We start from the raw sequence: 25401 nt of genomic DNA on the forward strand, positions 1-25401 counted from the left end.
CGGTGTTATTGATGGTATTAACAGGGGAATAAAATTTATAGACCGAATGGCTGTTGTGATTTTTATATTTATTAGCGGAAGTTTATTAAGGGTTGAGTAACTAAATATCAAGGAGGGATACATTATGTCTGATGGTTCGATTAGCAGAGATAACTCCAGAAACTTGTGGATGGTTCAGACTACCGAAAACGAAAGAATAACCCAAAATACCCCTTATTTACCTCGATTTTCTGGTGTAAGTAATACTGACGTCACGGGCTGGATGGACCGAAATAGAGATTTTATGCGGCACCCGACTAATGCTTTGCCATCCTCGTCGTCTGCGGTCCGGCAGACAGATGATTCGCAGAATAGGGGGACACAGTTCTATACCGGGGGCAGATTGCCACAAGTGCCGTCTGCATGGTCGACTATCCATACCGAAATTCGTGTGCTACCTGTGCCGTCGTTCAAAGTCATCCCCGACCCTTCGCAATATCCTCCGGGAAATATACGGGCATTCGATACAATCCCCGGCCCTTCGCAATATCTGCAAACATCCGGGGCAATCCAGGGTCATTCGCTATACAGGCAGACATCCGACGCAATCCCGGGTTTTCATCAGTATGCGGAATTTACGTCAGATGCCCGTTATCGTGTTCAAGGGTCGCAGGATTGCACTATAACAGGGTCGAAAATTTCGTCAGGAACCAGTCCATCGGGATTGTTAAAGTGCGCGAATAATAAACTTTTGCACCTTTTGCAAGCCGAAACGGTACTCACGACTCAAACTGAAACTCCAGCTCTAACCGAACCCCTGGATCTAACCGCCACCCCAGCTCTAACCGAATCCCTGGATCTGACCGCAACCCCGGCCCCGACCGAATCCCTGGATCTAACCGCAACCCCGGCCCCGACCGAAACTGAAACCTACACCAAAACATTAGAAGAAAAATTTGAAAAGGTCGTTCAGGCCACAAATTCATTTATTTTGCGCCACAATATTTTCGCTTCTTTGCCTGAAAACCCGCCTGGCCTGCGAAATCCTCAATTGTTCGACACTGTAAAAGCATGTGCACTTATACGTTTTGCCGGAGTAGAGGGGATAAATATTGGTGACCCTGCCATCATAAAAAAGCTAGCGGCCTACACTGATATACCCGCAAATACGTTACATGAGGAAGCCAACCAAGTTATTAGCATCTCGAAACGGTCGGATAACTCACAGCTGTGGCAATCGAACCAGGCGACCATCGTTTCCGAAGCTGAAGATGTGCAGTGGCAGCTGAATAAGCCTCAGCAATCGTGGGCGGGGAGCACAGTCTCTTCAACCGCACAGCTAAATCGCACAACTGCACAGCTGAATCTCTCAACGACACAGTGGCAATCGAGCCCGGCGACCATCACCCGATTAACTGAAGATGTACAGCGGCAGTTAAATCAGAAGCAATCGAGCTCAGCCTCCTCAGCTGCACAGCAGCAGTTGAGGAGGACGACCGGCGCGCCCTTCGCTACAGATATTGAGCAGAATCTGAAGCAGAAACGGAAGCAGAAACAGAAGCCATCGTCCTCGCAGGCCGCAGATTCCTCAACTAAACAGCTGAACTTAATAACGCAAGATTTAGATCAAGCAGCAATGGATTCATTAAACAGAGCTGCCAAGGACGATAAAAACAGAGCAGCAGAAGCCACTAAAAACAGAGTATTAGAAGCATTAACAAAACAGGAAATGCCTCGTTATTCCAGTGGCTCAACCGAAAAAACCGCAATCAAGCAATTATCGACAAAGCCGCAGGCAGAACAGCTTGAACTATTAAAAATAATGGTAGATATCGACGATCCAAATGGCAAACCTGTAATGACAGATTCTCAAATAACCTTCCTGGAGGGGATTTCTTTTTTAAACCGCGAAACTGGGAAGCCTGCACTTACAGGCCCGGGTCGTAATGCACTGGCTGAAATGCTTGTTAAGGGAAATGATTTACTGTTAGCCACTGGTATTGACAAAATAGATGACCCCAGATGTGTGGATCGCTTAATGCAGTTAATCCCGCAAACACGGCCATTCAGGCGAAACGGCGCCTGTCTGATGGTAGTTGATGGGGATAATAAAGTGACTGGTATTTACACTACCTTTGGTCAGCGTGTGTCAGTTGGTGAGGTACTTGATGGGAGTAAGATTGCCGTGGTTAAGAGGGAGAGGGTTCAGCAGGTGTCTAGCGACGGAGGGGTGGTTTATACAAACCAATATCATGCTTTATGGTCGGAGGGCCAAAATATATCAATAGCACAATCACAGACAGGCGAGACTTTTTTTGGTAAAGGGATCCATATGTCAACATTTGAATTACCGACTCATGCCGCTTTCGCTGCATTGGCGTTCCGCAACATGGGTCTTGGCGCTGTTTTTCTGCGCCGCCAACAGAATCCTGAAGAGGCCGCCGCCGCAGATGCAACCGCAGCTTTAATCCCAATCGAAGACGCCGCCGCTGACGCAGCCAAAGCCGCACAAATAGCCACAACCTATTCTAATACTTCTCAGAAATATAAAACGAAGGCAGATGCACGGCAGATAAATAAAGTTGCCTCATCTGCAGCCGCGTACGAAGACGCACTCCTGGTCCGGATTGCAGCCGATCAAATAGTCAAAGGCGGCAATATGCTGGGTAGACAAGTAAGGGCAACGCTGCTGAGAGCAGGCCTCCAAAGCAAAGAGTATTCGCAGAAAAAACTAAGCCCTTAATCAGAGACCCTGTCAACCGGGGAGGCATCACTGCCTCCCCGCTTTCCTCTACCCCTCAGTCACGCCCTGCGCTTCGACATCGACACATAACGCATCGTAGCGCCAGTATTCACAGTCGCAGTCGATAATCCGGTCATGCTGGTCGCGGTTGATACGGGTAATAAACAGCGCCGGACTGCCCGCCGCCACTTTCAGCAGCGGTGCCGCCAGTGGCGGAACCGGGCCGGGCAGCATGGTAAAGCGCACCCGGCCATAACGGATGTCATAGCGGGTCAGATAGAGGTCGGTCAGCGACTGGGTGAGATCCAGTTCGAGCAGACCGGGGAAGAAACGCGGATTCAGATAGTGCTCAACATACAGCACCGCGCGGCCATCAATACGGCGCAGGCGGCGAATGCGATAGACCTCGTCACCCTCACACATTGCCAGCTTTTCCGCCAGCTCACCGCTGATTACAACAGAGTGCGCATCGATCACTTCCGTATTGGCCGCGCGCCCCTGGCGTTGCGCCATCGCGTGAAAGTGGCTGCGATGCAGCGGGTTATATACCAGACGCGGCGGGGCGATAAACCAGCCACGGCGCAGTTCGCGGTAGATTAACCCCTGCGCTTCCAGCTGTCCCAGCGCTTCGCGTAGCGTAATGCGCGTGGTGGCGAACTGCTCACTTAGCTGCCGCTCACCGGGTAGCCGACCCTGTTCGGCAAACTCGCCACGCTGGATCCGCTGGCTCAATGCCTGGCAAATACTGTCAGCGGTTTTATTAGTGAACTGTTCCACAACATTGGCCTTATTTTGGGGCGACTCTGCACTATCCCGGTACATTTTACCTCAGCGCTAACGATGGCACTCCCTGTGGTGCAAGTAGCGGTAAACCGCGCCGTCACTGAACTGAAATAAAACCTTCATACACCCAGGCTAGATTGGCTCAGATCTTGCTGGTCTAGTCCAGCGTATCATTTAACTTATCATCTGGAGCAGCAGTTATGAAAACTTTGTTCGCATCAGTGTTAGCCAGTGCCATTATCCTTGCGCTGCCCGCCGCGCAGGCCGCCGATACCGATCTGGCCGCGCTGGAGAAAGCGGCGAAAAGTGAAGGGCAGGTTAACAGCGTCGGCATGCCAGACAGCTGGGCCAACTGGAAAGATACCTGGAACGATATCAGCAGCAAATACGGCATTAAGCACAGCGATACCGATATGTCCTCCGCGCAGGAGATCGCTAAATTTGCTGCGGAAAAAAATAACGCCAGCGCCGATATCGGTGATGTCGGCGCCGCCTTTGGTCCGGTAGCTTTGCAAAAAGGCGTGACCCAGCCCTATAAACCTTCCACCTGGGATCAGGTTCCAGCCTGGGCTAAAGATAAAGATGGTCACTGGGCGCTGGCCTATACCGGCACCATCGCCTTCCTGGTGAATAAGCAGCTGGTGAAAGATGTTCCGCACAGCTGGGCTGACCTGAAAAAAGGCAAATATGTAGTGACCATCGGTGATGTCGGCGTTGCCGCCCAGGCCGCCAATGGCGTGCTGGCGGCTAACTATGCGCTGGGTGGTAACGAGAAAGATCTGAAACCGGCGCTGGCGTTCTTTGGCGATCTGGCGAAGCAGGGGCGTCTGGGCGTGACCGATCCAGTGATTGCCAATATCGAGAAGGGCGAAGTGGCGGTAGCGGTGGTGTGGGACTTTAACGCGCTGAACTATCGTGACCAGATTGATAAAAGCCGCTTTGAAGTGCTGATCCCTTCCGATGGCTCTGTCACCTCCGGCTATACCACCATCATCAATAAATACGCTAAACATCCGAACGCCGCCAGACTGGCGCGCGAGTATATCTTCTCTGATGCCGGACAGATTAACCTGGCGAAAGGCTATGCGCGTCCGATTCGCGCTGAGCATCTGACCTTACCGGCGGATGTGCAGGCAAAACTGCTGCCGCAGGAACAGTATAAAAATGCCCGTCCGATTGCCGATCAGGCCGCGTGGGAGAAAACCTCAAAACTGCTGCCGCGTCTGTGGCAGGAAAATGTGACCATTAATATGCAGCAGTAAGGCAGGCCGATGAAAACGATTCTGGTAGTTCTTGACGGCCTGAGCAATCAGGTCGCCCAACACGCGATGGGTTACTTATATGCCGAGTGCGCACAGGGAAAAGGTCAGTATTATGTGATGACCTGTGAGCTGCCATCGCTGTCACGTCCGCTGTATGAATGCATCCTCACCGGCGTGCCGCCGGTGAAAAGCGGCATTATTCACAATGGCGTCAATCGCCTGAGCAACCAGCAGAGCCTGTTCCACTATGCGCGCGCTGGCGGACTCACCACCGCCGCGGCGGCCTATCACTGGGTCAGTGAGCTGTATAACCGCACGCCATTCAGCGCCGCGCGCGATCGCCATACCTCGGCGCCAGAGTTGCCGATTCAGTATGGTCATTTCTACTCGGATGACCGTTATCCCGATTCACATCTGTTTGAAGATGCTGAAAGTCTGCGCTTACTGCACGATCCCGATTTTCTGCTGATTCACCCGATGAATATCGATGATGCCGGACACCGTTATGGTCTGTCGTCGCCACAATATCGCAATAGCGCACGGGTGGCCGACGGCCTGCTGTCGCACTGGATGCCGGGCTGGCTGGCAGCCGGTTATCAGGTAGTGGTGACCGCCGATCACGGGATGAATGACGATCGCAGTCATGGCGGTATCCTGCCGGAAGAGACTCAGGTGCCGCTGTTTGTGTTTGGCGCCAGTTTCTCGCTACAGGCGGAGCTGATGCCGCTGCAAACCGAGCTGTGTGGCACCCTCTGCACCCTGCTTGGCGTAGAGCATGATAAACCGCTCTGTCGTGGGCTACTGCGGCTGAACAAGGAGCCAGCGGCATGAAGGGAAAAGGGATAGCGCTGCTCTGTCTGTTGCCGTTTGCGTTGTTCTATCTCGCTTTCCAGATTGCGCCGTTGATATGGATTGCGATTAACAGCTTCTGGAGCGACATCAATGAAGCCTGGGGATGGAGCAACTACAGCGATATCCTCACTTCGCCGTTTTATCAGCAGGCGATTCGTAACTCGCTGGATATCTCGTTCTGGTCAAGCCTGTATGGCCTGCTGATTTCGCTGATTGGCGGTTATTCCCTGAATCAGATTGGTAGTGGGCGCTTACATCGGTTCTTTATGTCGTTTACCAATATGACCAGTAATTTTGCCGGCGTACCGCTGGCGTTTGCCTTTGTGATTCTGCTGGGACTGAATGGCAGTCTGACGCTGCTGATGCGCAAATATGGCCTGATGGACGGCTTCAGGCTGTTCTCACGCGACGGTATGGTGGTGGTGTATACCTGGTTCCAGATCCCGCTGGGTATTCTGCTGCTTTATCCGGCTTTTGATGGCCTGAAAAAGGAGTGGCAGGAGTCTGCCGCGCTGCTCGGCGCCAGCCGCTGGCGCTACTGGCTGCATATCGGTTTACCGATTCTCTCTCCGGCGCTGATCGGTACTTTTGTCATTCTGCTGGCCAATGCGCTGGGGGCTTATGCCACCATTTATGCCCTGACTACCGGTAACTTTAACGTTATTCCGGTGCGGATTGCCGCGCTGGTCTCGGGGGATATTTCGCTCGACCCAAATACCGGCAGCGCGCTGGCGATGCTACTGGTGCTGCTGATGGCGATGATTACGGTAATCCATCAGCTGATGGTGCGGCGCAGCTATCTTAATGCGAAATAAAAGGTGTGACGATGCAACCCGCTGAGAAAATTTATCATCGAATCATTGTCTGGCTGGTGTTTCTGATTCTGGCGCTACCGCTGGCGGTCACCTTGCTGTATGCGCTGGCGACCCAGTGGGGCGCTACCATCACGCCGGATGGTTTTACCCTCAAATGGCTGCGTGCGTTGTGGAGCGACCCGCGCTTTCTCACCGCGTTGTGGCACTCATTGCTGATCTGCTTTGGCGCGCTGCTGTTCTCGCTAGTGCTGGTGCTGCCTGCGATGTTTGTAATCGCTTACTATTTTCCTCGGCTCGATACGGTCATGAATATTCTGATCCTGATGCCGTTCGCCGTGCCGCCGGTGGTGTCGTCAGTCGGCTTGTTGCAACTCTACTCCTCCGGGCCGCTGGTGCTGACCGGCACGCCATGGATTCTGATTGGCTGTTACTTCACTATCGCACTGCCGTTTATCTATCGCGCCATCGCCAACAATATGCAGGCGATTAACCTGCGTGAGCTGATTGATGCCGCCCATCTGCTGGGCGCCAGCACCTGGCAGGCGGCGCTATGGGTGGTGCTGCCGAATCTGCGTAAAGGCGCCACTATCGCCGTGCTGTTATCGTTCTCGTTTTTGATAGGTGAGTTTGTATTCGCTAACCTGTTAGTCGGCACCAGCTATGAAACCTTGCAGGTCTATCTGTATAACATGCGCAACGGCAGCGGCCACTTTACCAGCGCGCTGGTGATCTCCTATTTCTTCGTCGTCTTGCTGGTCACCTGGCTGGCGAACGCCCTCAATCGTGAAAGGGGCTAACCATGTCTTACCTGAACGTTAAACAACTGAATAAAAGTTACGGCCCGACGCAAATCTTTGAACAGATCGATTTCAGCGCCGATAAAGGCGAGTTTGTCACCCTGCTGGGGCCAAGCGGTTGCGGTAAATCAACGCTGCTGCGCTGTCTGGCGGGTCTGACGTCGGTGGATAGCGGCGAGATTCTGCTTGAAGGCGAGAATATTGTGCCGCTGGCGCCGCAGCAGCGCGCAATCGGCATGGTGTTCCAGAGTTACGCGCTGTTTCCCAATATGACCGTTGAGGGCAATGTCGCTTTCGGCCTGAAGATGCAGAAACTGCCAGCCAGCGAAATTCGTCAGCGTGTCGCTGAAGCGCTGGCGCTGGTGGAGCTGAATGATTATGCCCGCCGCTATCCGCACCAGCTCTCTGGTGGTCAGTGCCAGCGTGTGGCGCTGGCGCGTTCGCTGGTGACACGTCCACGCCTGCTGTTACTTGATGAACCGCTGTCGGCGCTGGATGCGCGTATTCGTCGCCATCTGCGCGACCAGATTCGCCGCATCCAGCGCGAGCTGAATCTCACCACCATTTTTGTTACCCACGATCAGGAAGAAGCGCTGACGCTGTCCGATCGTATCGTATTGATGAATCGTGGTAAAATTGTGCAGAACGGTGGTGCCGAGGAGCTGTATACCCAGCCGGTCGATCTGTTTGCCGCTGGTTTTATCGGCAACTACAACCTGATCAGCGCTGAACAGGCGGGGCAGCTGACCGGCGGCGCTTTCCGCCAGCAGGTGGCGATTCGTCCGGAGTCGATTTCATTGTGCGCGCCGGAGCAGGGCGTTGCTGCGGAAATTGTCAGTCACAGCCTGCTGGGCAATGTGATTCGCTATCGCGTCCGGGTTAAAGATATTGAATTATCTGTCGATGTTTTAAATCGATCGGTTGCCGATCTTCATGCCGAAGGGCAGAGGGTTGGTCTACAGTTAGATATATCGACCTTTCGCGAAGTTGCATAAATGACCCGTCATACTTCAAGCCGCAGGTGCGTTGGCTGCGCCTGCTCACTCCAGTCACATAGTGGTCTATGCTCCCGGAGATTCGCAGGCTTGCCGCCTTCCTGCGACTCGAATTATTTAGGGTAACAACAAGCATAAATAGCGTGATTCACGTAATGCGAAAGGTCGGCGATGGTTTCATATGCTGTTCTTTCGCGTCAGGCAGCCAGCGTATGGAGTATTAAGCCTGACGTAAAAGGAGAACCTGGTATTGCTGACCCTGCTTAATCTACTTTCCGCGATTGCCCTGCTGGTGTGGGGCACGCATATCGTGCGCACCGGCATTATGCGCGTCTATGGCGCTGATTTACGCCGCGTATTAAGCCGCAGTATTGAAAAAAAACCGATGGCGTTTCTCGCCGGTATTGGCGTCACGGCGCTGGTGCAGAGCAGTAACGCCACTACCTTGCTGGTCACGTCGTTTGTCGCGCAACAGCTGGTGGGGCTGACGCCTGCGCTGGTGGTAGTGCTGGGCGCGGACGTCGGTACGGCGCTGATGGCGCGTATCCTGACCTTTGATCTCTCGTGGCTGTCGCCGCTGTTTATCTTTTTTGGCGTAGTATTTTTCCTTGGCCGTAAGCAGTCGCGCGCCGGGCAGCTGGGTCGCGTCAGCATCGGGCTGGGTCTGATTCTGCTGGCGTTGCAGCTGATTGTCGCCGCGGCGCGTCCCATCACCGAGGCGTCCGGCGTGCAGGTGATTTTCTCCTCACTGACCGGCGATATTATGCTGGATGCGCTGATTGGCGCGGTATTCGCGATTATCAGTTACTCCAGTCTGGCGGCGGTACTGATTACCGCCACCCTGACGGCGACCGGGGTGATCTCGTTCCAGGTGGCGCTCTGCCTGGTGGTTGGCGCTAATCTCGGCAGCGGCATGCTGGCGATGCTGAATAACAGTACTTCTAATGCTGACGGCAAACGTGTGGCGCTCGGCAGCCTGCTGTTTAAATTTATTGGCTGTCTGGCGGTGCTGCCGTTTATCCATGTGCTGGCGCCGTTGCTGGATAAGCTGCCGGTCAATGATGAAGAGCTGGTGATCTTTTTCCACGTATTCTACAACCTGATCCGCTGCGTGGTGATGGTGCCGTTTGCTGAACCGATGGCGCGGCTATGCCAGCGCTTAATCCGCGATGAGCCGGAAACCGATCTGCGTCTGAAGCCTAAACACCTGGATACCAGCGCGCTGGACACCCCGGCGTTAGCGCTGGCCAATGCTGCGCGCGAAACCCTTCGCATGGGCGATGTGCTGGAACAGATGATGAGCAGTTTTAATAAGGTGATCCACGGCGCGCCACGCGAAGAGCGCGAGGTGCGTCGGCTGGATGATGATGTTGATGTGTTGTATACCGCGATCAAACTCTATCTGGCGCAGATGCCAAAAGAGGATCTGGCGGAAGAGGATTCGCGGCGCTGGGCGGAAATTATTGAGATGGCGCTAAACCTTGAGCAGGCGGGTGACATTATTGAGCGTATGAGCGGCGATGTGGCGGATAAATCGCTGGCCACTAAGCGGCCATTCTCAGCGGATGGCTTGCAGGAGCTGGAAACGCTGCAGGAGCAGTTGCTGAATAATCTGCGGCTGGCGCTGTCGGTATTTTTATCGCGTGATATCACCAGCGCGAAGCGGTTACGCCGTTCGAAACATCGTTTCCGCATTACCAACCGGCGTTATTCTCACGCCCATGTTGATCGTCTGCATCAGCAGAATGTGCAGAGTATCGAAACCAGTTCCCTGCATTTAGGGTTGCTGGGCGATATGAAGCGTCTGAATTCGCTGTTCTGCGCGGTGGCTTACGGTGTGCTGGAACAGCCGGATGATGACCGGGATGATGAGTAATCGTAGCCTTTACGACACGGGCGGCGGGAACGCCGCCCCTACATTACCTGTAGGGGAGCCGTTTTCGGCTCCCCTGTATCGCTGATATTACTTCTTCTTGATCGGTTTACCGGACCAGTAACCCGCCAGCAGTGAGCCGGAAAGGTTATGCCATACCGAGAACAGCGCGCCAGGCAGTGCCGCCAGCGGCGAGAAGTAGAGCTTGCCGAGCGTGGCGGCGAGGCCGGAGTTCTGCATACCCACTTCCAGCGCCAGCGTACGGCAGGTGGATTCATCAAAGCCAAACAGCTTGCCACCCCAGTAACCGCCAAGCAGACCAATGGCGTTATGCAGCATCACCGCGGCAATCACCACCAGACCCACCGAGCCGATAAAGCCCTGGCTACCGGCCACCACCGCACTGATAATCAGCAGAATGCAGACCATCGAAAACGCGGGCAGATACGGCTCAACACGCTTCACCACGCCATTCATGGTGTGATGAATAATCAGGCCGAGAGTAATCGGGATTAGCACGATTTTTACGATACTCAGCAGCATGCCAACCACATCCACCTGAATATGCGTATCAACATAGAAACGCGTCAGCAGTGGCGTGGCAACCACACCGACCAGCGCCGATACCGAGGAGATGGTTACCGATAACGCCACATCACCTTTCGCCAGGTAGATCATCACGTTAGAAGCGGTGCCACTGGCCACGCTACCCACCAGAATCATACCGGCGGAGAGATCCGGTGGCATATGGAACAGTTTTGCCAGCGCCCATGCTGCCAGCGGCATCACCAGATAGTGCAGGAACGTACCGGCAATTACCGGCGCCGGACGGGTCAGTACGCGCTTAAAGTCACCGATATTTAGCGTTACGCCCATACCGAACATAATCAGCATCAGCAGCCAGCTGACCCACGGGCCAATGGCGAGAAAAGTACCAGGGGAATAGTAAGCGGCAACAGAGAGCAGTACTGCCCACAGCGGGAACAGTCGGGTAATTTTGGCGAGCATAGCCTTCCTTAATATACCCGTCATACTTCAAGCCGCAGATGCGTTAGCTGCGCCTGCGAACCCCGGTCACATTGAACTATGCTGCCGGGATTCACCGCCTTGCCGCCTTCCTGCGACTTGAATTATTTAGGGTATAACTATTGTTATTGTGTTTTTTACGTCGATGATGGGTCATCAGACCGTTTACTGATACTTATTCGAACAGATTCTGATGCAGCGTGCGCACCACCTGTTCCGCATCGTTGCCCGGCACCAGGAAACAGAGGTTGTAGCTGCTGGCGCCATAACAGATCAGACGCAGGTTAAACGGCTCCAGTACGCCAAATACCTCTTTGCCGACGCCACACGCCTGCGACAGCTTATTGCCGATAATCGCTACCAGCGCCAGATTTTCTTCCACTTCAACCCGGCACAACGAGGAGAGTTCGGTCAGCAGCGCCTGGGTGAGCAGGCCGTCACCGGAAGAGGTGGAACCGGTGGTATCCAGCGTCAGCGCCACGCTCACTTCGGAGGTAGTAATCAGATCCACCGACATATTGTGGCGCGCAAGGATATTAAACACTTCAGCGAGAAAACCGCGTGCGTGCAGCATATTCAGGCTGTGCAGCGTCAGCAGGGTCTGCTTACGGCGCAGCGCCAGCGCGCGGAACAGCGGTGGGTTACTGCTCTGGTTGCATACCATGGTGCCGCCGGCGGAAGGATCTTTGCTGGAGCCGACAAACACCGGAATATCGCTGCGTACTGCGGGCAGCAGGGTCGCCGGATGCAGCACTTTCGCACCGAAGGTGGCCATTTCCGCCGCTTCTTCAAAGGTGATCTCATCAATACGTTTGGCTGCTGGCACTACGCGTGGATCGGTGGTGTAGATCCCTGGCACATCAGTCCAGATATCAATCCGCTGCGCATGCAGCGCTTCGCCAAGCAGCGCGGCGGTGTAGTCGCTGCCGCCCCGGCCCAGCGTGGTGGTACGGCCCTGGCTTTCACTGCCAATAAAGCCCTGAGTGACAATCAGCGCTTTTTCAATACGCGGCTGCAGCTGGCTGAGGGTCAGTTCTGACAGCAGGGTGACATTCGGCTCGGCACGGCCAAAACGGTCATTGGTGCGCATTACTTTGCGTACGTCAAACCACTCTGAAGCGACGTTACGCTCGCGCAGCACTTCCACAAACAGCAGGCTCGACATCAGTTCGCCATGGCTGACCAGTTCGTCGGTCAGAGCGGTTGAGGTCGCCAGCGCGGCGGCTTCCGACAGCATCGCGATATTCTCGATCATGCGATCGATTTCGTCACGAATCACCGCCGGTTGTTGCAGGCGTTCGATAATCGCGTACTGAATACGGCGCAGTTCATCCAGCTGAAGCGCACGCTGTTGCGGCGGCAGACCTTCAGACAGGGAAACCAGCAGGTTGGTGACGCCAGCAGAGGCGGACAGGACCACCAGACGCACATTGGCGTCGGACAGCACCACATCGGCGCTGCGGTTCATGGCGGTAAAGTCGGCAACGCTGGTGCCGCCAAATTTGGCCACGATAAGATCAGATTGGGACATTACATTCACTGCCTCGTGTCAGGATACATTTTCAGCCTTGGCACAAGGGAAGAGCGGGAAACGGGGCAGACGTAGAAAAGATTGACTACGATACACCCAGAAGCGCCCCACCTTGCCGACCGTCCGCATGCCGGACGATCCTGGTGACAACCCAGAGGATTCAGCCCCTGCGGTCGATATGCCGCACTCCGCATGCGTCATACCTCGGCGTCGCACCCCCTTATGTGTCTTCATCGGATACGGTTCCTCCGACACACTACCTGGGCGACGCGCCTCTTCTGGCTTGCGCACGGGTGCGCAAGTAGTGCGTGAAATATCCCGGTTTCTGGCTTCGCTGTCAACGGTTGGCGGGTGATCAATTTTCATTTTGCACCAGCGCAATCAAGGTGCACGGCAGTTCCGGCGGCTTTTCCGCCACAATCCTCATTAACGCGCCTTTTTCCGGCAGGGCAAACAGCGGAATCACCCCTCTGTTTTTTTCCAGGTACTCCAGCCAGCCGAAATTCTCATTCAGCCGCGTCGCTTTAATGGTGGCGCCGTTTGCCAGCAGGCTGCTGAGATGGCTGTAAGTCTGCTGATGACCAAACAGATTCTCCTGCCGGTGGAAGCGCGCGCTTTCGCGATCGCCACGACTGCGCAGCGCTGCGCCGGAACGAATCGCCGCCACTTTCTCTTTGCCGAAAATATGGCTGAAGTGATATACCGCCAGCGCGTTCTGATGGCGATTGGGTGACAGCGCCAGCACCTGCGCGGTATCGTTCAGGTTGAGGAAGTTCTCGGCATATTCCGACCAGGCGTTACCGTACCAGGCGGCTAATCCCTCCATTCGCGCCTGGCGGTAATACTCCCAGCTGCTGTCAGTCAGCAGCACCGGAATATCCAGGCGTTTTAGCGCCACGGCCAGCGCCCGCGCCACGCTGTTGGCGCCAATAATCAGCACGCCACGCGGCTGCTGCTGGCGCACGCGCAGCCAGCGCGCCAGTGCGGTGCTGGTCAGGCTCTGCAGCACCACCGTACCGATAATCACCGCGAACACCACCGTCACCAGACGGTCGGCGCCCTGATAACCGCTGCGCTGTAAGGTGAGGGCAAACAGCGAGCTGACGGCTGCCGCCACAATACCGCGCGGCGCAATCCAGCTTAGTAACAGCCGGTCACGCCAGGGCAGGCTGGAGCCATATGTGGATACGGCGATACAGAGTGGACGCGCCACCAGTTGCACAATCACCAGCAGCGCCAGCAACGGCCAGCCCAGCGCCAGCAGGGCATGAATATCCAGACGCGCCGCCAGAATAATAAACAGCGCGGAAATCAGCAGCGCCGAAAGCTCTTCCTTGAAAGCAATAATATCGCTGAGATCCACATCGCGCATATTTGCCAGCCAGATGCCCATTACCGTCACCGTCAGCAGGCCTGATTCATCGGCCAGCGCATTCGACAGGCCAAAACCGGTCAGCATAATCGCCAGTACGGCAAAGTTTTGCAGATAACCTGGCAGCAGCACCCGTTTAAGAATATTACCGACCAGCCAGCCAAACAGCGCACCGACAATCAAACCGACCGCCACGGTAAGGCCTAAAGTCCAGAACAGGTGCGTTAACGATTCAGCATGCTGACGCAGCACAATGAATTCAAATACCAGTAGTGTGAAGATAGCGCCCACGGGATCGATAACGATGCCTTCCCAGCGCAAAACCTGATTTATCGCCGCGTTGGGACGCACCACTCGCATCAGCGGCGCAATCACTGTCGGCCCGGTCACCACGGTAACCGCGCCGACCAGCGCCGCCAGTTCAGGAGGAAAGTGCAGCAAGGCCCAGCAGGAGAGGCTAATCACCAGGAAAGTGACCAGCATGCCGACAGTGAGCAGATTACGCACTACGCCGCCAAGGCCACGGATTTCATCCACTCGCAGGGTTAACGCCCCTTCGAACAGGATAATCGCCACCGACAGCGAAACCAGCGGAAACAGCAGATCGCCAAACAGCAGATCGGGTTGCAAAACACCGGTGACCGGCCCCAGCATTATGCCGAAAATCAGCAGCGGCAAAATCGCTGGCAGGCGCAACAGCCATGCGATCCACTGCGCGGCGAGCGAGCTGAGGCCAATGATCACCAGCAGCAGTGGGGGAGTTAACGTCATAATTTTTTTCCTTTCGGCGACAAGAGTGTTCATACTGAAACGCTGTGCGGCAATCAGTACCGCAGCCTGAATTATAATTAGCCCCGGGCAAAAGCCAGCATCATCGCGGCATTAAACCATAGCCGTAACCTGTTGCAGTAAAAGGAGAGTCGATCTCTCTGCGCAGGTAAGATGGCGTCCGGTCTGAATTACGGTTCTTAAATAAAAAAGAGTGTTGCTATGAAAAATATCAATCCGACACAAACCGCTGCCTGGCAGGCACTGCAGCAGCATTTTGAACAGATGAAAGATGTTCAAATCGCCGATCTGTTTGCCAACGATGGCGATCGTTTTGCGAAATTCTCTGCCACCTTTAACGATCAGATGCTGGTGGATTTCTCAAAAAACCGCATTACCAGTGAAACCCTCGACAAGCTGCAGGCATTGGCCACGGAGACCGATCTGCAGGGCGCGATTAAATCGATGTTTGCCGGTGAAAAGATCAACCGCACTGAAGAGCGCGCGGTGCTGCATGTTGCGCTGCGTAACCGCAGCAATACCCCAATCCTGGTGGATGGCAAAGATGTGATGCCGGAAGTCAATGCGGTGCTGGCGAAGATGAAAGCTTTCTCTGCGCGCATTATCAGCGGCGACTGGAAAGGTTATACCGGTAAACCGATTACTGATGTCGTTAATATCGGTATTGGCGGCTCCGACCTCGGGCCGTTTATGGTTACCGAAGCGCTGCGTCCGTATAAAAACCACCTGAATATGCATTTTGTCTCCAACGTTGACGGCACCCATATTGCTGAAACGCTGAAGAATGTCGATCCGGAAACCACTCTGTTCCTGGTGGCGTCAAAAACCTTTACCACGCAGGAAACTATGACCAACGCCCACAGCGCGCGTGACTGGTTCCTGGCGACTGCGGGCGACAGCGCGCATGTGGCGAAACACTTTGCGGCGCTCTCCACCAACGGTAAAGCCGTCGGCGAGTTCGGCATTGATACCGCCAATATGTTCGAATTCTGGGACTGGGTCGGTGGCCGTTACTCACTGTGGTCGGCGATTGGCCTGTCGATTATCCTCTCCGTCGGCTATGACAACTTTGAGCAGCTGCTGAGCGGCGCACATGCGATGGATAAACACTTCGCCGAGACGCCAGCGGAGAAAAATCTGCCGGTGCTGCTGGCGTTGATCGGTATCTGGTACAACAACTTCTTCGGCGCTGAAACTGAAGCGATTCTGCCGTACGACCAGTATATGCACCGTTTTGCCGCCTATTTCCAGCAGGGAAATATGGAGTCCAACGGTAAGTATGTCGATCGCACCGGTGCGCCCGTCAGCTATCAGACCGGTCCGATTATCTGGGGTGAGCCAGGCACCAATGGTCAGCACGCGTTCTATCAGCTGATTCATCAGGGCACCAAGCTGATTCCATGTGACTTTATCGCCCCGGCGATTAGCCACAATCCCCTTAGCGATCATCATGCCAAGCTGCTGTCGAACTTCTTTGCTCAGACCGAAGCGCTGGCGTTTGGTAAGTCGCGTGAAGTGGTAGAGAAAGAGTTTGCGGATGCGGGTAAAGATGCGCAGTCGGTCGAACATGTCGCGCCATTTAAAGTGTTTGAAGGCAACCGTCCGACTAACTCTATCCTGCTGCGTGATATCACCCCATTCAGCCTTGGGGCGTTAATTGCGCTGTATGAGCACAAAATCTTTACCCAGGGGGCAATTCTCAACATCTTCACCTTCGATCAGTGGGGTGTGGAGCTGGGTAAACAGCTGGCAAACCGTATTCTGCCTGAACTGGGTGGCACTGAGTCAGTCAGCAGTCATGACAGCTCAACTAACGGTTTGATTAACCGCTATAAATCCTGGCGTTAAGCCGGTCAGAGGGCCAGTTTTGGCTGGCCCTTCTCAGCTTTCCGCTGCGCATTTGCTGCTGCACATCTGCGATCCTCGCCACATTTTTTAGCTATTACATTGGCAAAAACGCCAGATATGGTCTGAGTTTATTCTGAAAAGTTCCACTGGCGCCCATATTTATCTCAAGATTATTCTGAATCGCTCTATGCTTTGCTGGTACGGTTTTGCGATGCTTTATCCCGTAAATGATTGATTGTTAGCAATAATTATCAATCACCCTGCATTTCTGCACCTTTCTGGTAATAATCTCAGTTAAAAACGACAAATCAGATGATTATGCTGATATATTGTTTGTTTTTGTAATTAACTGTCGTTAAATCCTAATGACAGGTGTCAAGTTGTTAATAATTGCTGTTTTGATACCATATCAGCCCGCGCTAACCTGCTGTTTTGTCCCCACTCTCCCCCCTGATTTCTGGTAATTGGTTGCCCTATACTGGAGTGGCCCAGAATCCATCCGGGCAAGTTGTCCATTCATCTAATGAAGGGAATGTTAGTTATGAAAAAAGTCTTATGTGCTACTGCAGCCATAATGTACTTCGCTGCTGCCTCCGCCGCTTTTGCTGCGCCAGGTGATGCAGGTGAAGCAGCCGGTGCTGAAGCGGGCGCTATGTCCGCCGGTGCATCTACGGCTGTCGGTATTGGTGCGCTTGGCGCGTTGGTGGGTGTCGCTTTAGCCGCCTCTGGCGGCGGTGACGGTTCAAATACCGGTACAACAACCACAACCACGACGAGCACAACTCGTTAAGCTGGTTCAATTAATCATAACCACACAGCCGTGTGGTTATTTTTTGACTTTGTCGGAATTCGTTCAGGGACACACAGGTGCGCCATATTCCATTGCTGCTTCTCTGCCTGCTGCTTCAGGCTTGTACCCAAACCCAAAAGGGGATTGGGGAGACCGTCAAAATTGCTGTAACCGGACTTGATGACGTTGCCGTAACCAATGACAGAATACGTTCAGTCCCCTATGCCAGCATGTATCTGCGCATTGATAACGGTCAGCGTATTTTTGTCGTGCTGGGCTATGACGAAGATGGCGAGCAGAAATGGATTACCCAGGATCAGGCGATGCTGGTTACCCGTAAAGGGCGACTGGTGAAAACCCTCGGATTATCCGATAACCTGGTCGACATCAATAATCTGCAGCAGGATCCGCTGGCGAAGGGCTTAGCGCTTGCCGATGGTGACAGCTGGACGCGTACCCTAAGCTGGACCGAGAACCAGCAACTGCGTTCGGGTACCGCGGTTTCCCATTTCAGCCGTGAAAAAGATCAGGTGCTGGATCTGGCCGGCCGTCAGGTTGCCTGCCGGGTTTACCGTGAAGAGGTCGAAATGACCAATAGCGGTAAGTCGTGGGAAAACATCTTCTGGATTGACGCCACTACTGGTCAGGTACGCCAGACGCAACAGGCGTTAGGTGCTGACTACATTCCTGTTGAAACCACTATCTTGAAGCCCGCGAAATCATGAAAAAAATAACATTACTCCTCGCAGGGATTATCTCCTGCCTGCCGCTCTGTGCTGCTGCTGATAGCCAGGTGACAGTGCATTATCCGGGGCAGGCCGAGATGGCGATTGTCAGCCACGCCGCCAATTTATCCCAGCTGGTCGCCAGCCCGGCGCTGGCCGGTAAAACCTGGTGGCCGGGTACGGTGATTGCCGAAAAACTGGCCACCGCCGCAGCGCAACAGCAGTATCAGCAGCTGATCGAACGCCTTAACGCTTATCGCGCCGAAAGTGATGGCGATAAAGCGGCGGCGATCGCTAACGTTATCCAGCAACTGGCGGCGGTGAAAGTCACCGGACGGCAGTTCGCTAACCTCGATCCGGACTGGGTACGACTAAGGCCGATGGAAAATCGCCGTCTGTCAGGGGAATACGATGTCTATACCCTGGCAAAACCCAACTCTGTCACGCTGTTCGGCACCGTCAGCGGCAGCGGTAATGTCAGCTGGCAGCCAGGTGCGGCAACCCGCGACTACCTCGACGGCCATGACCGTCTGGCGGGCGGCGAGCGCAATTTTGCGGTGGTGATTGCGCCATCGGGTGAAGTGCGTGAAGTGCCGATTGCCTACTGGAATCACCGTCATATTGAAGTCGAACCGGGTTCGACCATTTATCTCGGCTTCTCTTCCTGGTCATTGCCTGGCGATTACGAAGATTTGAACCAGCAAATTATTTCTGTTTTGACGCACCGGATCCCTGACTGATGAAAAAACGTTATCTTCTCAGCTTCTTATCCCTGTCAGTCGCCTGCGCCTGCCAGGCACAGGCGGCAAGCTATCCTGAACCGGTTGGGCCATCACAGTCAGATATGGGTGGTGTGGGACTGCTGCAGGTGCCGACGGCGCGTATGGCGAAGGACGGTGAGTTTAGCCTGAACTATCGCGACAACGATCAGTACCGTTTCTACTCCGCATCAGTGCAGCTGTTCCCTTGGCTGGAAACCACCATCCGATACACCGATGTGCGCACCCGTCTTTACAGTACCGTGGAAACCTTCAGTGGTAACCAGAGCTATAAAGATAAAGCCTTCGATGTGAAACTGCGCCTGTGGGAAGAAAATTTCTGGCTGCCTGAAGTGTCGCTGGGCGCGCGCGACCTCGGCGGTTCCGGTCTGTTTGACAGTGAATTCCTTGTCGCCAGCAAAGCCTGGGGACCGCTCGACTTCACCCTCGGAGTGGGCTGGGGTTATCTCGGCAACAGCGGCACGCTGAAAAACCCGTTCTGTGAAGCCAGCGATAAATACTGTACCCGCAGCAACAGCAACACCTCCGGTTCGATCAATGGCGGCCAGATGTTCCATGGGCCGTCAGCACTGTTTGGTGGTGTTGAATATCAGACGCCATGGCAGCCGCTGCGTCTGAAAATGGAATATGAAGGTAACGATTATGTCGGCGATTTTGCTGGCCGACTGAAACAGGACAGTAAAGTCAACGTCGGCGCAATTTACCGTATTACCGACTGGGCTGACATCAACCTCAGCTACGAGCGCGGCAATACGTATATGTTCGGCTTTACGCTGCGCAACAATTTTAATGATATGCGTCAGCCACATATCGACAGTCCTAAGCCAGCTTATCGTCCGCAGCCGCAGTCAGAATTCCTGCAGGGCACCGTGGCGGGAAGCCAGCTGGGCGACCTGAAATATAACGCCGGTCTTGATGCGCCAAATATGCAGGTCAAAGGCAAGACGCTGTATGTGACCGGCGAGCAGTATAAGTATCGTGATACCCAGGAAGGGGTGGATCGCGCCAACGTTATTCTGATGAATAACCTGCCAGCCAATATCGATACGCTGGACGTGACGCAGACCCGCTATGGCATGCCGCAGGTCACCACCGAAACCAAAGTCGACAGCCTGCGTCAGCAGCTGGAAGGTTACCCGCTGGGCCATGAAAAACCGCTGGAGCAGCAGCGTATTAACCCGGTCGATCCGGGTAAAACCGAGCAGGGTTACTACATCGAGAAAGGCAGCCTGAACTTCAGCATGGCGCCGGTGCTTAACCAGTCGCTGGGTGGTGCAGAAAGCTTCTATATGTATCAGCTGGGGGTTACCGGTAATGTCGATTACTGGCTGACCAGCCATCTGGTGCTTGATGGCGGTGTGTTTGTTAACGCGATCAATAACTACGACAAGTTTAACTACACCAACCCGCCGCCGGACTCTACGCTACCGCGCGTACGTACCCGTATTCGTGAGTATGTGCAGAATGACGCCTATGTGAATAACCTGCAGGCTAACTACTTCCAGTACCTCGGCAATGGCTTCTATGGCCAGGTATATGGCGGCTATCTGGAAACCATGTATGGCGGCGGCGGCGCTGAAGTGATCTACCGTCCGGTTGATTCCAGCTGGGCAGTGGGTGTTGATGCCAACTACGTGAAGCAGCGTGACTGGGACAACATGATGAACTTCACTGACTACACCGCCAAAACCGGACATCTGACCGGTTACTGGAAGCCAGGCTTTATGGATGGCGTGCTGGTAAAACTGAGTGTCGGTCAGTATCTGGCGCAGGATAAAGGCGGCACCGTGGATATCTCCAAACAGTTCGACAGCGGCGTGACCGTCGGCGCTTACGCGACGATGACTAACGTTTCTGCGGATGAGTATGGTGAGGGCAGCTTTACCAAAGGCTTCTACGTCTCGATTCCAATGGATCTGTTTAGCGTCAGGCCGGTACGTGGTCGTGCGCAGATCAACTGGACGCCGCTGACCCGTGATGGCGGTCAGATGCTGGGTCGTAAATATCAGCTGTATGATATGACCAGCGATCGCGATATTAACTTCCGTTAATATTGGCCGGGCGGCGTTCTCGCCGCCCTTTTTATTACTTACGGGTGACCAGCATATCTTGTGATCTTCATCACACTAAAGCATATTGATGCCATCGGCCTGTGCCGGTACATAACAATAATTGTTGAGGGTGTGAGCATGATTACCGGAACGCGTATTGCGACCGCGCTACAGATGGTATTGAACGTCGGCCTGCTGGTGTTGGGCGTGATCTTAATTATCTTTTTGGGTAAGGAGACCATTCACTTAGCCAATGTGCTGCTGAATACCGGCGAACAGGCATCGTCCTATCTGCTGATTGAAGGTATTGTGATTTATTTCCTCTACTTCGAGTTTATTGCGCTGATTGTGAAGTACTTTCAGTCGGGCTATCACTTTCCGCTGCGCTATTTTATCTATATCGGCATCACCGCGATTATCCGCCTGATTATTGTCGATCATAAAAACCCGTTTGATACCCTGGCCTATTCGGCGGCGATCCTGATCCTGGTTGCCACCCTGTGGCTGGCGAACAGCAACCGTCTGAAACGCGAATAAAAAATGGCGGCCCGCAGGGCCGCCAAAGACACAGGTACTACATTAGCAGTGGCAAATACCAAAAAAAACTAACCTTTCACGCCACCGGCGGTTAAGCCGCTCACCAGCCAGCGCTGCGCCAGCAGGAAGACCACGGTAATCGGCATCGCCGACAGCACCGCCGCAGCGGCAAAATCACCCCACAGATAGTTTTGCGGATTGAGGTATTGCTGCATGCCGACCGCCAGCGTATAGCTGTTAACGTCACGCAGCAGCAGCGACGCCACCGGCACTTCGGTGACCGCCGCGATAAATGACAGAATAAAGACCACCGCCAGAATCGGCACCGAAAGCGGCAGCAGGATCAGGCGAAACGCCTGCCAGGGCGTAGCGCCATCCAGCGCCGCCGCTTCTTCCAGCGAACCATCGATGGTTTCAAAATAACCTTTAATCGTCCAGACATGCAGCGCGATGCCGCCGAGATAGGCGAATACCAGGCCGGCATGGGTGTTCAGCCCGATAAACGGAATATATTGCCCCAGACGATCAAACAGCGCGTAGAGGGCAACCAGCGACAGCACCGCCGGGAACATCTGAAAAATCAGCATCCCCTTCAGTAAACTGGCTTTGCCGCGAAAGCGCATACGGGCAAAGGCATAGGCGCAGGTGGTGGAGAGCGCCACAATGCCGATCGCGGTTATCGCCGCCACTTTTACCGAGTTCCACAGCCATAACAGCACCGGGAAGGGCGGCGGCGTCACGCTGCCATTTTCATGGGTGATGGCGAATCCCAGCGCCAGTTTCCAGTGATCCCAGGAGACCTGCTCCGGCAGCAGGCTGCCAATCGAGTAGTTACCGGGACGCAGCGAAATCGCCAGCACCATCAGCAGCGGATACATAATCAGCGCAATAAAGCCCAGCAGCAGCAGATGGGTGGCGGCCAGCCGCAGCTTCTGCGATTTGTTTTGTACGATAGCCATAGATCGCTCCTTACTGAATCTTCATACGGGTGGCTTTCAGGTTAAGGATGGCCAGCGCGCCAACCAGCAGGAATATCAGCGTGGCAATCGCCGCCGCCAGACCAAAGTCCTGACCGCCGCCGCCTTCAAAGGCGATGCGCCAGGTGTAGCTGACCAGCAGATCGGTATAACCGGCCGGGGTGGTGGTGCCGAGACGATCCGGGCCACCGTTGGTTAACAGCTGAATCAGCACAAAGTTATTAAAGTTAAACGCGAAGCTGGCGATCATCAGCGGCGTTAGCGGCTTAATCAGCAGCGGTAAGGTGATACGGAAAAAGTTCTGCATCGGCGTGGCGCCATCCATTGCCGACGCTTCATACAGATCATCGGGAATCGCTTTCAGCAGCCCCATGCACAGAATCATCATATAGGGGTAGCCCAGCCAGGTGTTGACGATAATTAGCATGGCGCGCGCGGTGGTCGGGTCGCTAAACCACGCCGGTTTAATTCCCAGCAGGCTGTTAAGCATCAGGTTAATTTCACCAAAGCTCTGGTTAAATAACCCCTTAAAAATCAGGATGGAGATAAATGCCGGCACCGCATACGGCAGGATCAGCAACAGGCGATAGACCGCGCGGCCACGTAGCGACTCCCACTGCATCAGACAGGCCAGCACCATGCCCACCGCCACTGTCAGCAGTACGGTGACCGCCGAGAACACCACCGTCCAGACAAAGATCGCCATAAAGGGTTTTTTAATCCCCTCATCGGTCATCACGCGCAGGAAGTTTTTCCAGCCAACCGTCACCGTGTAACCCGGGCTGAGCTTGTCGCCGCTCCACTGCTGAGTCGCATCTTTACTCTGGTAATAACCGGTACTGTCATTTGGCCACCACACCACGCCACTCTGCTTATCGGTCAGGGCGCCATTGTCGCCGAGGGTATACAGCGGCTGGGTGCCGGAGAACTGGCGCAATGAACTCATACGTAACTGGCTGCCATCGGGCATCAGTGCCGTTAGTCTTGCGAGAGCCTGACGATTCTGTGTTACTACCCGCAGCATTGCGCGCTCGCCAGCGGGGGCGGCGTCAGTTTTACTGAGAGTCAGCGTCTGCTCTTTTGTCGTATCAAAGCGGAATGGCGCGGAGACAAATTGCGCATTATCAGCGCCAGTCAGTGCCAGAATCCATTGGTCGCCCTGTGGCCAGAGCGCGAAGTTATAGCCGCTGCCAGACTGAAACTGGCGATCCATCAGCACCTGCTGCGCGCGCTCAAAAGTGAGCTGGTTGGTGCTGCTGTAGTTGGTAAATGCGATGGCGATGGTACAGGCCAGCGGGAACAGGACAAACAGTCCCATCCCGGCTAAACCAGGCCAGACATAGCGCCAGGCGGAGGCGCGGCGCTGGGCGAAAATCGCCAGCCCGGTGCTCAGCAGTATCAGTGTCAGAATGGCGAACAGATATTCGCCCTGCACATACATCAGTACCACCAGATAACCGGAAAGCAGCGTGCAGAGGGCAAGAACCAGCCACTTCAGGGCGCTATGCCGCCACCATGCAGATTTTGCCATTAAATCTTCCTTTTATTCGGGGAAAGCGGGCGGCGAGAACGCCGCCCCTACAAAGACCACGATAATATGTAGGGGCGGCGTTCTCGCCGCTCATGCCGATTATTTGGTAATACGTTTTTCCGCATCTTCCAGCGCCGCTTTGACCGGCTGGCGGCCATTGATCGCATTCAGCACCGCGGTGCGTTCGGCGTACCAGAAGGCGCTCATTTGCGGAATATTTGGCATCACTTCGCCTTTCTGCGAGTTTTCCATCGTGGCGGCAATCTTCGGATCTTTAGCCAGTTTCTCCTGATAGGATTTCAGCGCCACGGCGCCCAGCGGTTTGTCAGCGTTCACCTTCGCCAGGCCGTCGTCAGTCAGCAGATAGTTTTCAAGGAACTCTTTCGCCAGCTCTTTATTTGGACTGGCGGCATTGATGCCGGCGCTTAATACCCCGACGAACGGCTTCGATGGTTTGCCTTTAAAGCCGGGCAGCAGTGTTACGCCGTAGTTCACTTTCGCGCTGTCAATATTGCCCCACGCCCACGGGCCATTAATGGTCATCGCGGTTTCGCCTTTATTAAAAGCCGCTTCGGCAATGGCGTAGTCGGTATCGGCATTCAGATGTTTGTTTTTCACCAGATCGACAAGGAATTGCAGGCCAGCCTGTGAACCGGCATTGGCGACGCCGACATCTTTCAGGCTATAGCTGCCATCCGCCTGTTTTTTAAACGCGTAGCCACCGTCGGCAGCGGTAACAGGCCAGGTAAAGTAGGGTTCCTGCAGGTTAAACATAATTGCGCTTTTGCCTTTCGCGCGCAGCTGCTTATCCAGCGCCGGGATCTCTTCCCAGGTTTTTGGCGGGTGCGGCAGCAGGTCTTTGTTGTAAATCAGCGACAGCGATTCCACCGCCACCGGATAGCCAATCAGCTTGTTGTTAAAGCGCACCGCATCCCAGGTGAAGGGGTAAATTTTATCCTGCAGCGCTTTGTCCGGGTTTACCTCCGCCAGCAGGCCTGACTGCGCATAGCCACCGAAACGATCGTGAGCCCAGAAAATAATATCCGGTCCGTCACCGGTGGCGGCAACCTGTGGATACTTCTCTTCCAGCTTATCGGGATGCTCGACCGTCACTTTGATGCCGGTATCCTGTTCAAACTTCTTACCGACTTCAGCCAGACCGTTGTAGCCTTTATCACCATTGATCCAGATGACCAGCTTACCTTCTTCAATTTTCGCCAGCGCCGCAGCGGGCAACATGGCGCTGGTTAAGGCACACAACCACAGCATTTTTGTATTCAGTTTGAACTTTGACATTTCCCTTTCCTCTAATCATTAGCAGTGTCTTACCGCCAGCAGTCTGCGGA

20 protein-coding genes and 1 riboswitch are annotated in these 25401 nt (G+C 54.4%); of the genes, 13 read left to right on the forward strand and 7 right to left on the reverse strand.

Annotation, left to right across the window (positions count from 1 at the left end):
- Positions 1–124: 124 nt before the first annotated feature.
- Positions 125–2722, forward strand: a complete 2598-nt coding sequence (locus tag J2125_RS12650) for a hypothetical protein (protein ID WP_157819448.1) — start codon at positions 125–127, stop codon at positions 2720–2722.
- A 48-nt stretch (positions 2723–2770) separates the two neighbouring features.
- On the opposite strand, the gene J2125_RS12655 is transcribed toward J2125_RS12650, so the two are convergent.
- The gene (locus J2125_RS12655) at positions 2771–3499 is read right to left on the reverse strand and encodes a UTRA domain-containing protein (protein ID WP_017801703.1); all 729 of its coding nucleotides are present in this window, start codon (positions 3497–3499) and stop codon (positions 2771–2773) included.
- A 206-nt stretch (positions 3500–3705) separates the two neighbouring features.
- On the opposite strand from J2125_RS12655, the gene J2125_RS12660 reads away from it, so the two are divergent.
- The 6 genes from J2125_RS12660 (at position 3706) to J2125_RS12685 (ending at position 10102) form a co-directional block, all read left to right on the forward strand.
- On the forward strand, positions 3706–4767 hold the full coding sequence (locus J2125_RS12660) for an ABC transporter substrate-binding protein (protein WP_017801702.1): 1062 nt from the start codon (positions 3706–3708) through the stop codon (positions 4765–4767).
- 9 nt (positions 4768–4776) lie between these two features.
- Positions 4777–5598, forward strand: coding sequence for an alkaline phosphatase family protein (locus tag J2125_RS12665; RefSeq protein ID WP_017801701.1), 822 nt, complete (start codon positions 4777–4779; stop codon positions 5596–5598).
- On the forward strand, positions 5595–6434 hold the full coding sequence (locus tag J2125_RS12670) for an ABC transporter permease (RefSeq protein WP_017801700.1): 840 nt from the start codon (positions 5595–5597) through the stop codon (positions 6432–6434). The genes J2125_RS12665 and J2125_RS12670 overlap by 4 nt, the downstream gene beginning before the upstream one ends.
- Before the next feature lie 11 nt (positions 6435–6445).
- Positions 6446–7231 (forward strand): ABC transporter permease, encoded by a 786-nt coding sequence (locus tag J2125_RS12675; RefSeq protein ID WP_017801699.1) that lies wholly within the window; start codon positions 6446–6448, stop codon positions 7229–7231.
- A gap of 2 nt (positions 7232–7233) precedes the next feature.
- The gene (locus J2125_RS12680) at positions 7234–8226 is read left to right on the forward strand and encodes an ABC transporter ATP-binding protein (protein WP_017801698.1); all 993 of its coding nucleotides are present in this window, start codon (positions 7234–7236) and stop codon (positions 8224–8226) included.
- 250 nt (positions 8227–8476) lie between these two features.
- Positions 8477–10102 (forward strand): Na/Pi cotransporter family protein, encoded by a 1626-nt coding sequence (locus J2125_RS12685; protein WP_017801697.1) that lies wholly within the window; start codon positions 8477–8479, stop codon positions 10100–10102.
- An 87-nt stretch (positions 10103–10189) separates the two neighbouring features.
- On the opposite strand, the gene panS is transcribed toward J2125_RS12685, so the two are convergent.
- The 3 genes from panS to J2125_RS12700 form a co-directional block, all read right to left on the reverse strand.
- Positions 10190–11107 carry a ketopantoate/pantoate/pantothenate transporter PanS gene (panS, locus tag J2125_RS12690; RefSeq protein ID WP_017801696.1) on the reverse strand — a complete coding sequence of 306 codons (918 nt, stop codon included), beginning with the start codon at positions 11105–11107 and terminating at the stop codon, positions 10190–10192.
- A 193-nt stretch (positions 11108–11300) separates the two neighbouring features.
- Positions 11301–12656 carry a lysine-sensitive aspartokinase 3 gene (gene lysC, locus J2125_RS12695; protein WP_017801695.1) on the reverse strand — a complete coding sequence of 452 codons (1356 nt, stop codon included), beginning with the start codon at positions 12654–12656 and terminating at the stop codon, positions 11301–11303.
- Positions 12657–12748: 92 nt separating this feature from the next.
- A riboswitch (Lysine riboswitch) is annotated at positions 12749–12942 on the reverse strand.
- A gap of 69 nt (positions 12943–13011) precedes the next feature.
- Positions 13012–14799, reverse strand: a complete 1788-nt coding sequence (locus tag J2125_RS12700) for a cation:proton antiporter (protein ID WP_017801694.1) — start codon at positions 14797–14799, stop codon at positions 13012–13014.
- 219 nt (positions 14800–15018) lie between these two features.
- On the opposite strand from J2125_RS12700, the gene pgi reads away from it, so the two are divergent.
- The 6 genes from pgi to psiE all read left to right on the forward strand — a co-directional run bounded on the left by pgi (position 15019) and on the right by psiE (position 21547).
- Entirely contained in the window at positions 15019–16665 is a 1647-nt protein-coding gene (gene pgi, locus J2125_RS12705; protein ID WP_017801693.1) for a glucose-6-phosphate isomerase, read from the forward strand.
- Positions 16666–17206: 541 nt separating this feature from the next.
- Positions 17207–17455, forward strand: a complete 249-nt coding sequence (yjbE, locus tag J2125_RS12710; RefSeq protein WP_026111776.1) for an exopolysaccharide production protein YjbE — start codon at positions 17207–17209, stop codon at positions 17453–17455.
- Between the two features lie 77 nt (positions 17456–17532).
- A complete protein-coding gene (locus J2125_RS12715) occupies positions 17533–18180 on the forward strand; it encodes a YjbF family lipoprotein (protein WP_026111775.1) in 648 nt (215 codons plus the stop codon).
- Positions 18177–18920 carry a capsule biosynthesis GfcC D2 domain-containing protein gene (locus J2125_RS12720; protein ID WP_017801690.1) on the forward strand — a complete coding sequence of 248 codons (744 nt, stop codon included), beginning with the start codon at positions 18177–18179 and terminating at the stop codon, positions 18918–18920. Before J2125_RS12715 ends, J2125_RS12720 begins: the two co-directional genes overlap by 4 nt.
- Positions 18920–21010, forward strand: a complete 2091-nt coding sequence (locus J2125_RS12725) for a YjbH domain-containing protein (protein ID WP_017801689.1) — start codon at positions 18920–18922, stop codon at positions 21008–21010. Before J2125_RS12720 ends, J2125_RS12725 begins: the two co-directional genes overlap by 1 nt.
- A 138-nt stretch (positions 21011–21148) precedes the next feature.
- Complete coding sequence (psiE, locus tag J2125_RS12730) at positions 21149–21547, forward strand: phosphate-starvation-inducible protein PsiE (RefSeq protein WP_017801688.1); 399 nt, start codon at positions 21149–21151, stop codon at positions 21545–21547.
- A gap of 68 nt (positions 21548–21615) precedes the next feature.
- On the opposite strand, the gene malG is transcribed toward psiE, so the two are convergent.
- The 3 genes from malG to malE form a co-directional block, all read right to left on the reverse strand.
- Positions 21616–22506: a maltose ABC transporter permease MalG gene (gene malG, locus J2125_RS12735; protein ID WP_017801687.1), complete on the reverse strand. Its 891-nt coding sequence runs from the start codon at positions 22504–22506 to the stop codon at positions 21616–21618.
- A gap of 10 nt (positions 22507–22516) precedes the next feature.
- Entirely contained in the window at positions 22517–24055 is a 1539-nt protein-coding gene (gene malF / locus J2125_RS12740) for a maltose ABC transporter permease MalF (RefSeq protein ID WP_017801686.1), read from the reverse strand.
- Between the two features lie 99 nt (positions 24056–24154).
- Entirely contained in the window at positions 24155–25351 is a 1197-nt protein-coding gene (gene malE / locus J2125_RS12745) for a maltose/maltodextrin ABC transporter substrate-binding protein MalE (protein ID WP_017801685.1), read from the reverse strand.
- Positions 25352–25401 lie beyond the last annotated feature (50 nt).

The sequence above is a fragment of the Winslowiella toletana genome (assembly GCF_017875465.1).
Lineage (GTDB): Bacteria > Pseudomonadota > Gammaproteobacteria > Enterobacterales > Enterobacteriaceae > Erwinia > Erwinia toletana.

Coding starts and splice junctions, on each gene's coding strand:
- J2125_RS12650 (WP_157819448.1), top strand. CDS start 125: ATGTCTGATGGTTCGATTAGCAGAGATAACTCCAGAAACTTGTGGATG.
- J2125_RS12660 (WP_017801702.1), top strand. CDS start 3,706: ATGAAAACTTTGTTCGCATCAGTGTTAGCCAGTGCCATTATCCTTGCG.
- J2125_RS12665 (WP_017801701.1), top strand. CDS start 4,777: ATGAAAACGATTCTGGTAGTTCTTGACGGCCTGAGCAATCAGGTCGCC.
- J2125_RS12670 (WP_017801700.1), top strand. CDS start 5,595: ATGAAGGGAAAAGGGATAGCGCTGCTCTGTCTGTTGCCGTTTGCGTTG.
- J2125_RS12675 (WP_017801699.1), top strand. CDS start 6,446: ATGCAACCCGCTGAGAAAATTTATCATCGAATCATTGTCTGGCTGGTG.
- J2125_RS12680 (WP_017801698.1), top strand. CDS start 7,234: ATGTCTTACCTGAACGTTAAACAACTGAATAAAAGTTACGGCCCGACG.
- panS (WP_017801696.1), bottom strand. CDS start 11,107: ATGCTCGCCAAAATTACCCGACTGTTCCCGCTGTGGGCAGTACTGCTC.
- lysC (WP_017801695.1), bottom strand. CDS start 12,656: ATGTCCCAATCTGATCTTATCGTGGCCAAATTTGGCGGCACCAGCGTT.
- J2125_RS12700 (WP_017801694.1), bottom strand. CDS start 14,799: ATGACGTTAACTCCCCCACTGCTGCTGGTGATCATTGGCCTCAGCTCG.
- pgi (WP_017801693.1), top strand. CDS start 15,019: ATGAAAAATATCAATCCGACACAAACCGCTGCCTGGCAGGCACTGCAG.
- yjbE (WP_026111776.1), top strand. CDS start 17,207: ATGAAAAAAGTCTTATGTGCTACTGCAGCCATAATGTACTTCGCTGCT.
- J2125_RS12720 (WP_017801690.1), top strand. CDS start 18,177: ATGAAAAAAATAACATTACTCCTCGCAGGGATTATCTCCTGCCTGCCG.
- J2125_RS12725 (WP_017801689.1), top strand. CDS start 18,920: ATGAAAAAACGTTATCTTCTCAGCTTCTTATCCCTGTCAGTCGCCTGC.
- psiE (WP_017801688.1), top strand. CDS start 21,149: ATGATTACCGGAACGCGTATTGCGACCGCGCTACAGATGGTATTGAAC.
- malG (WP_017801687.1), bottom strand. CDS start 22,506: ATGGCTATCGTACAAAACAAATCGCAGAAGCTGCGGCTGGCCGCCACC.
- malF (WP_017801686.1), bottom strand. CDS start 24,055: ATGGCAAAATCTGCATGGTGGCGGCATAGCGCCCTGAAGTGGCTGGTT.
- malE (WP_017801685.1), bottom strand. CDS start 25,351: ATGTCAAAGTTCAAACTGAATACAAAAATGCTGTGGTTGTGTGCCTTA.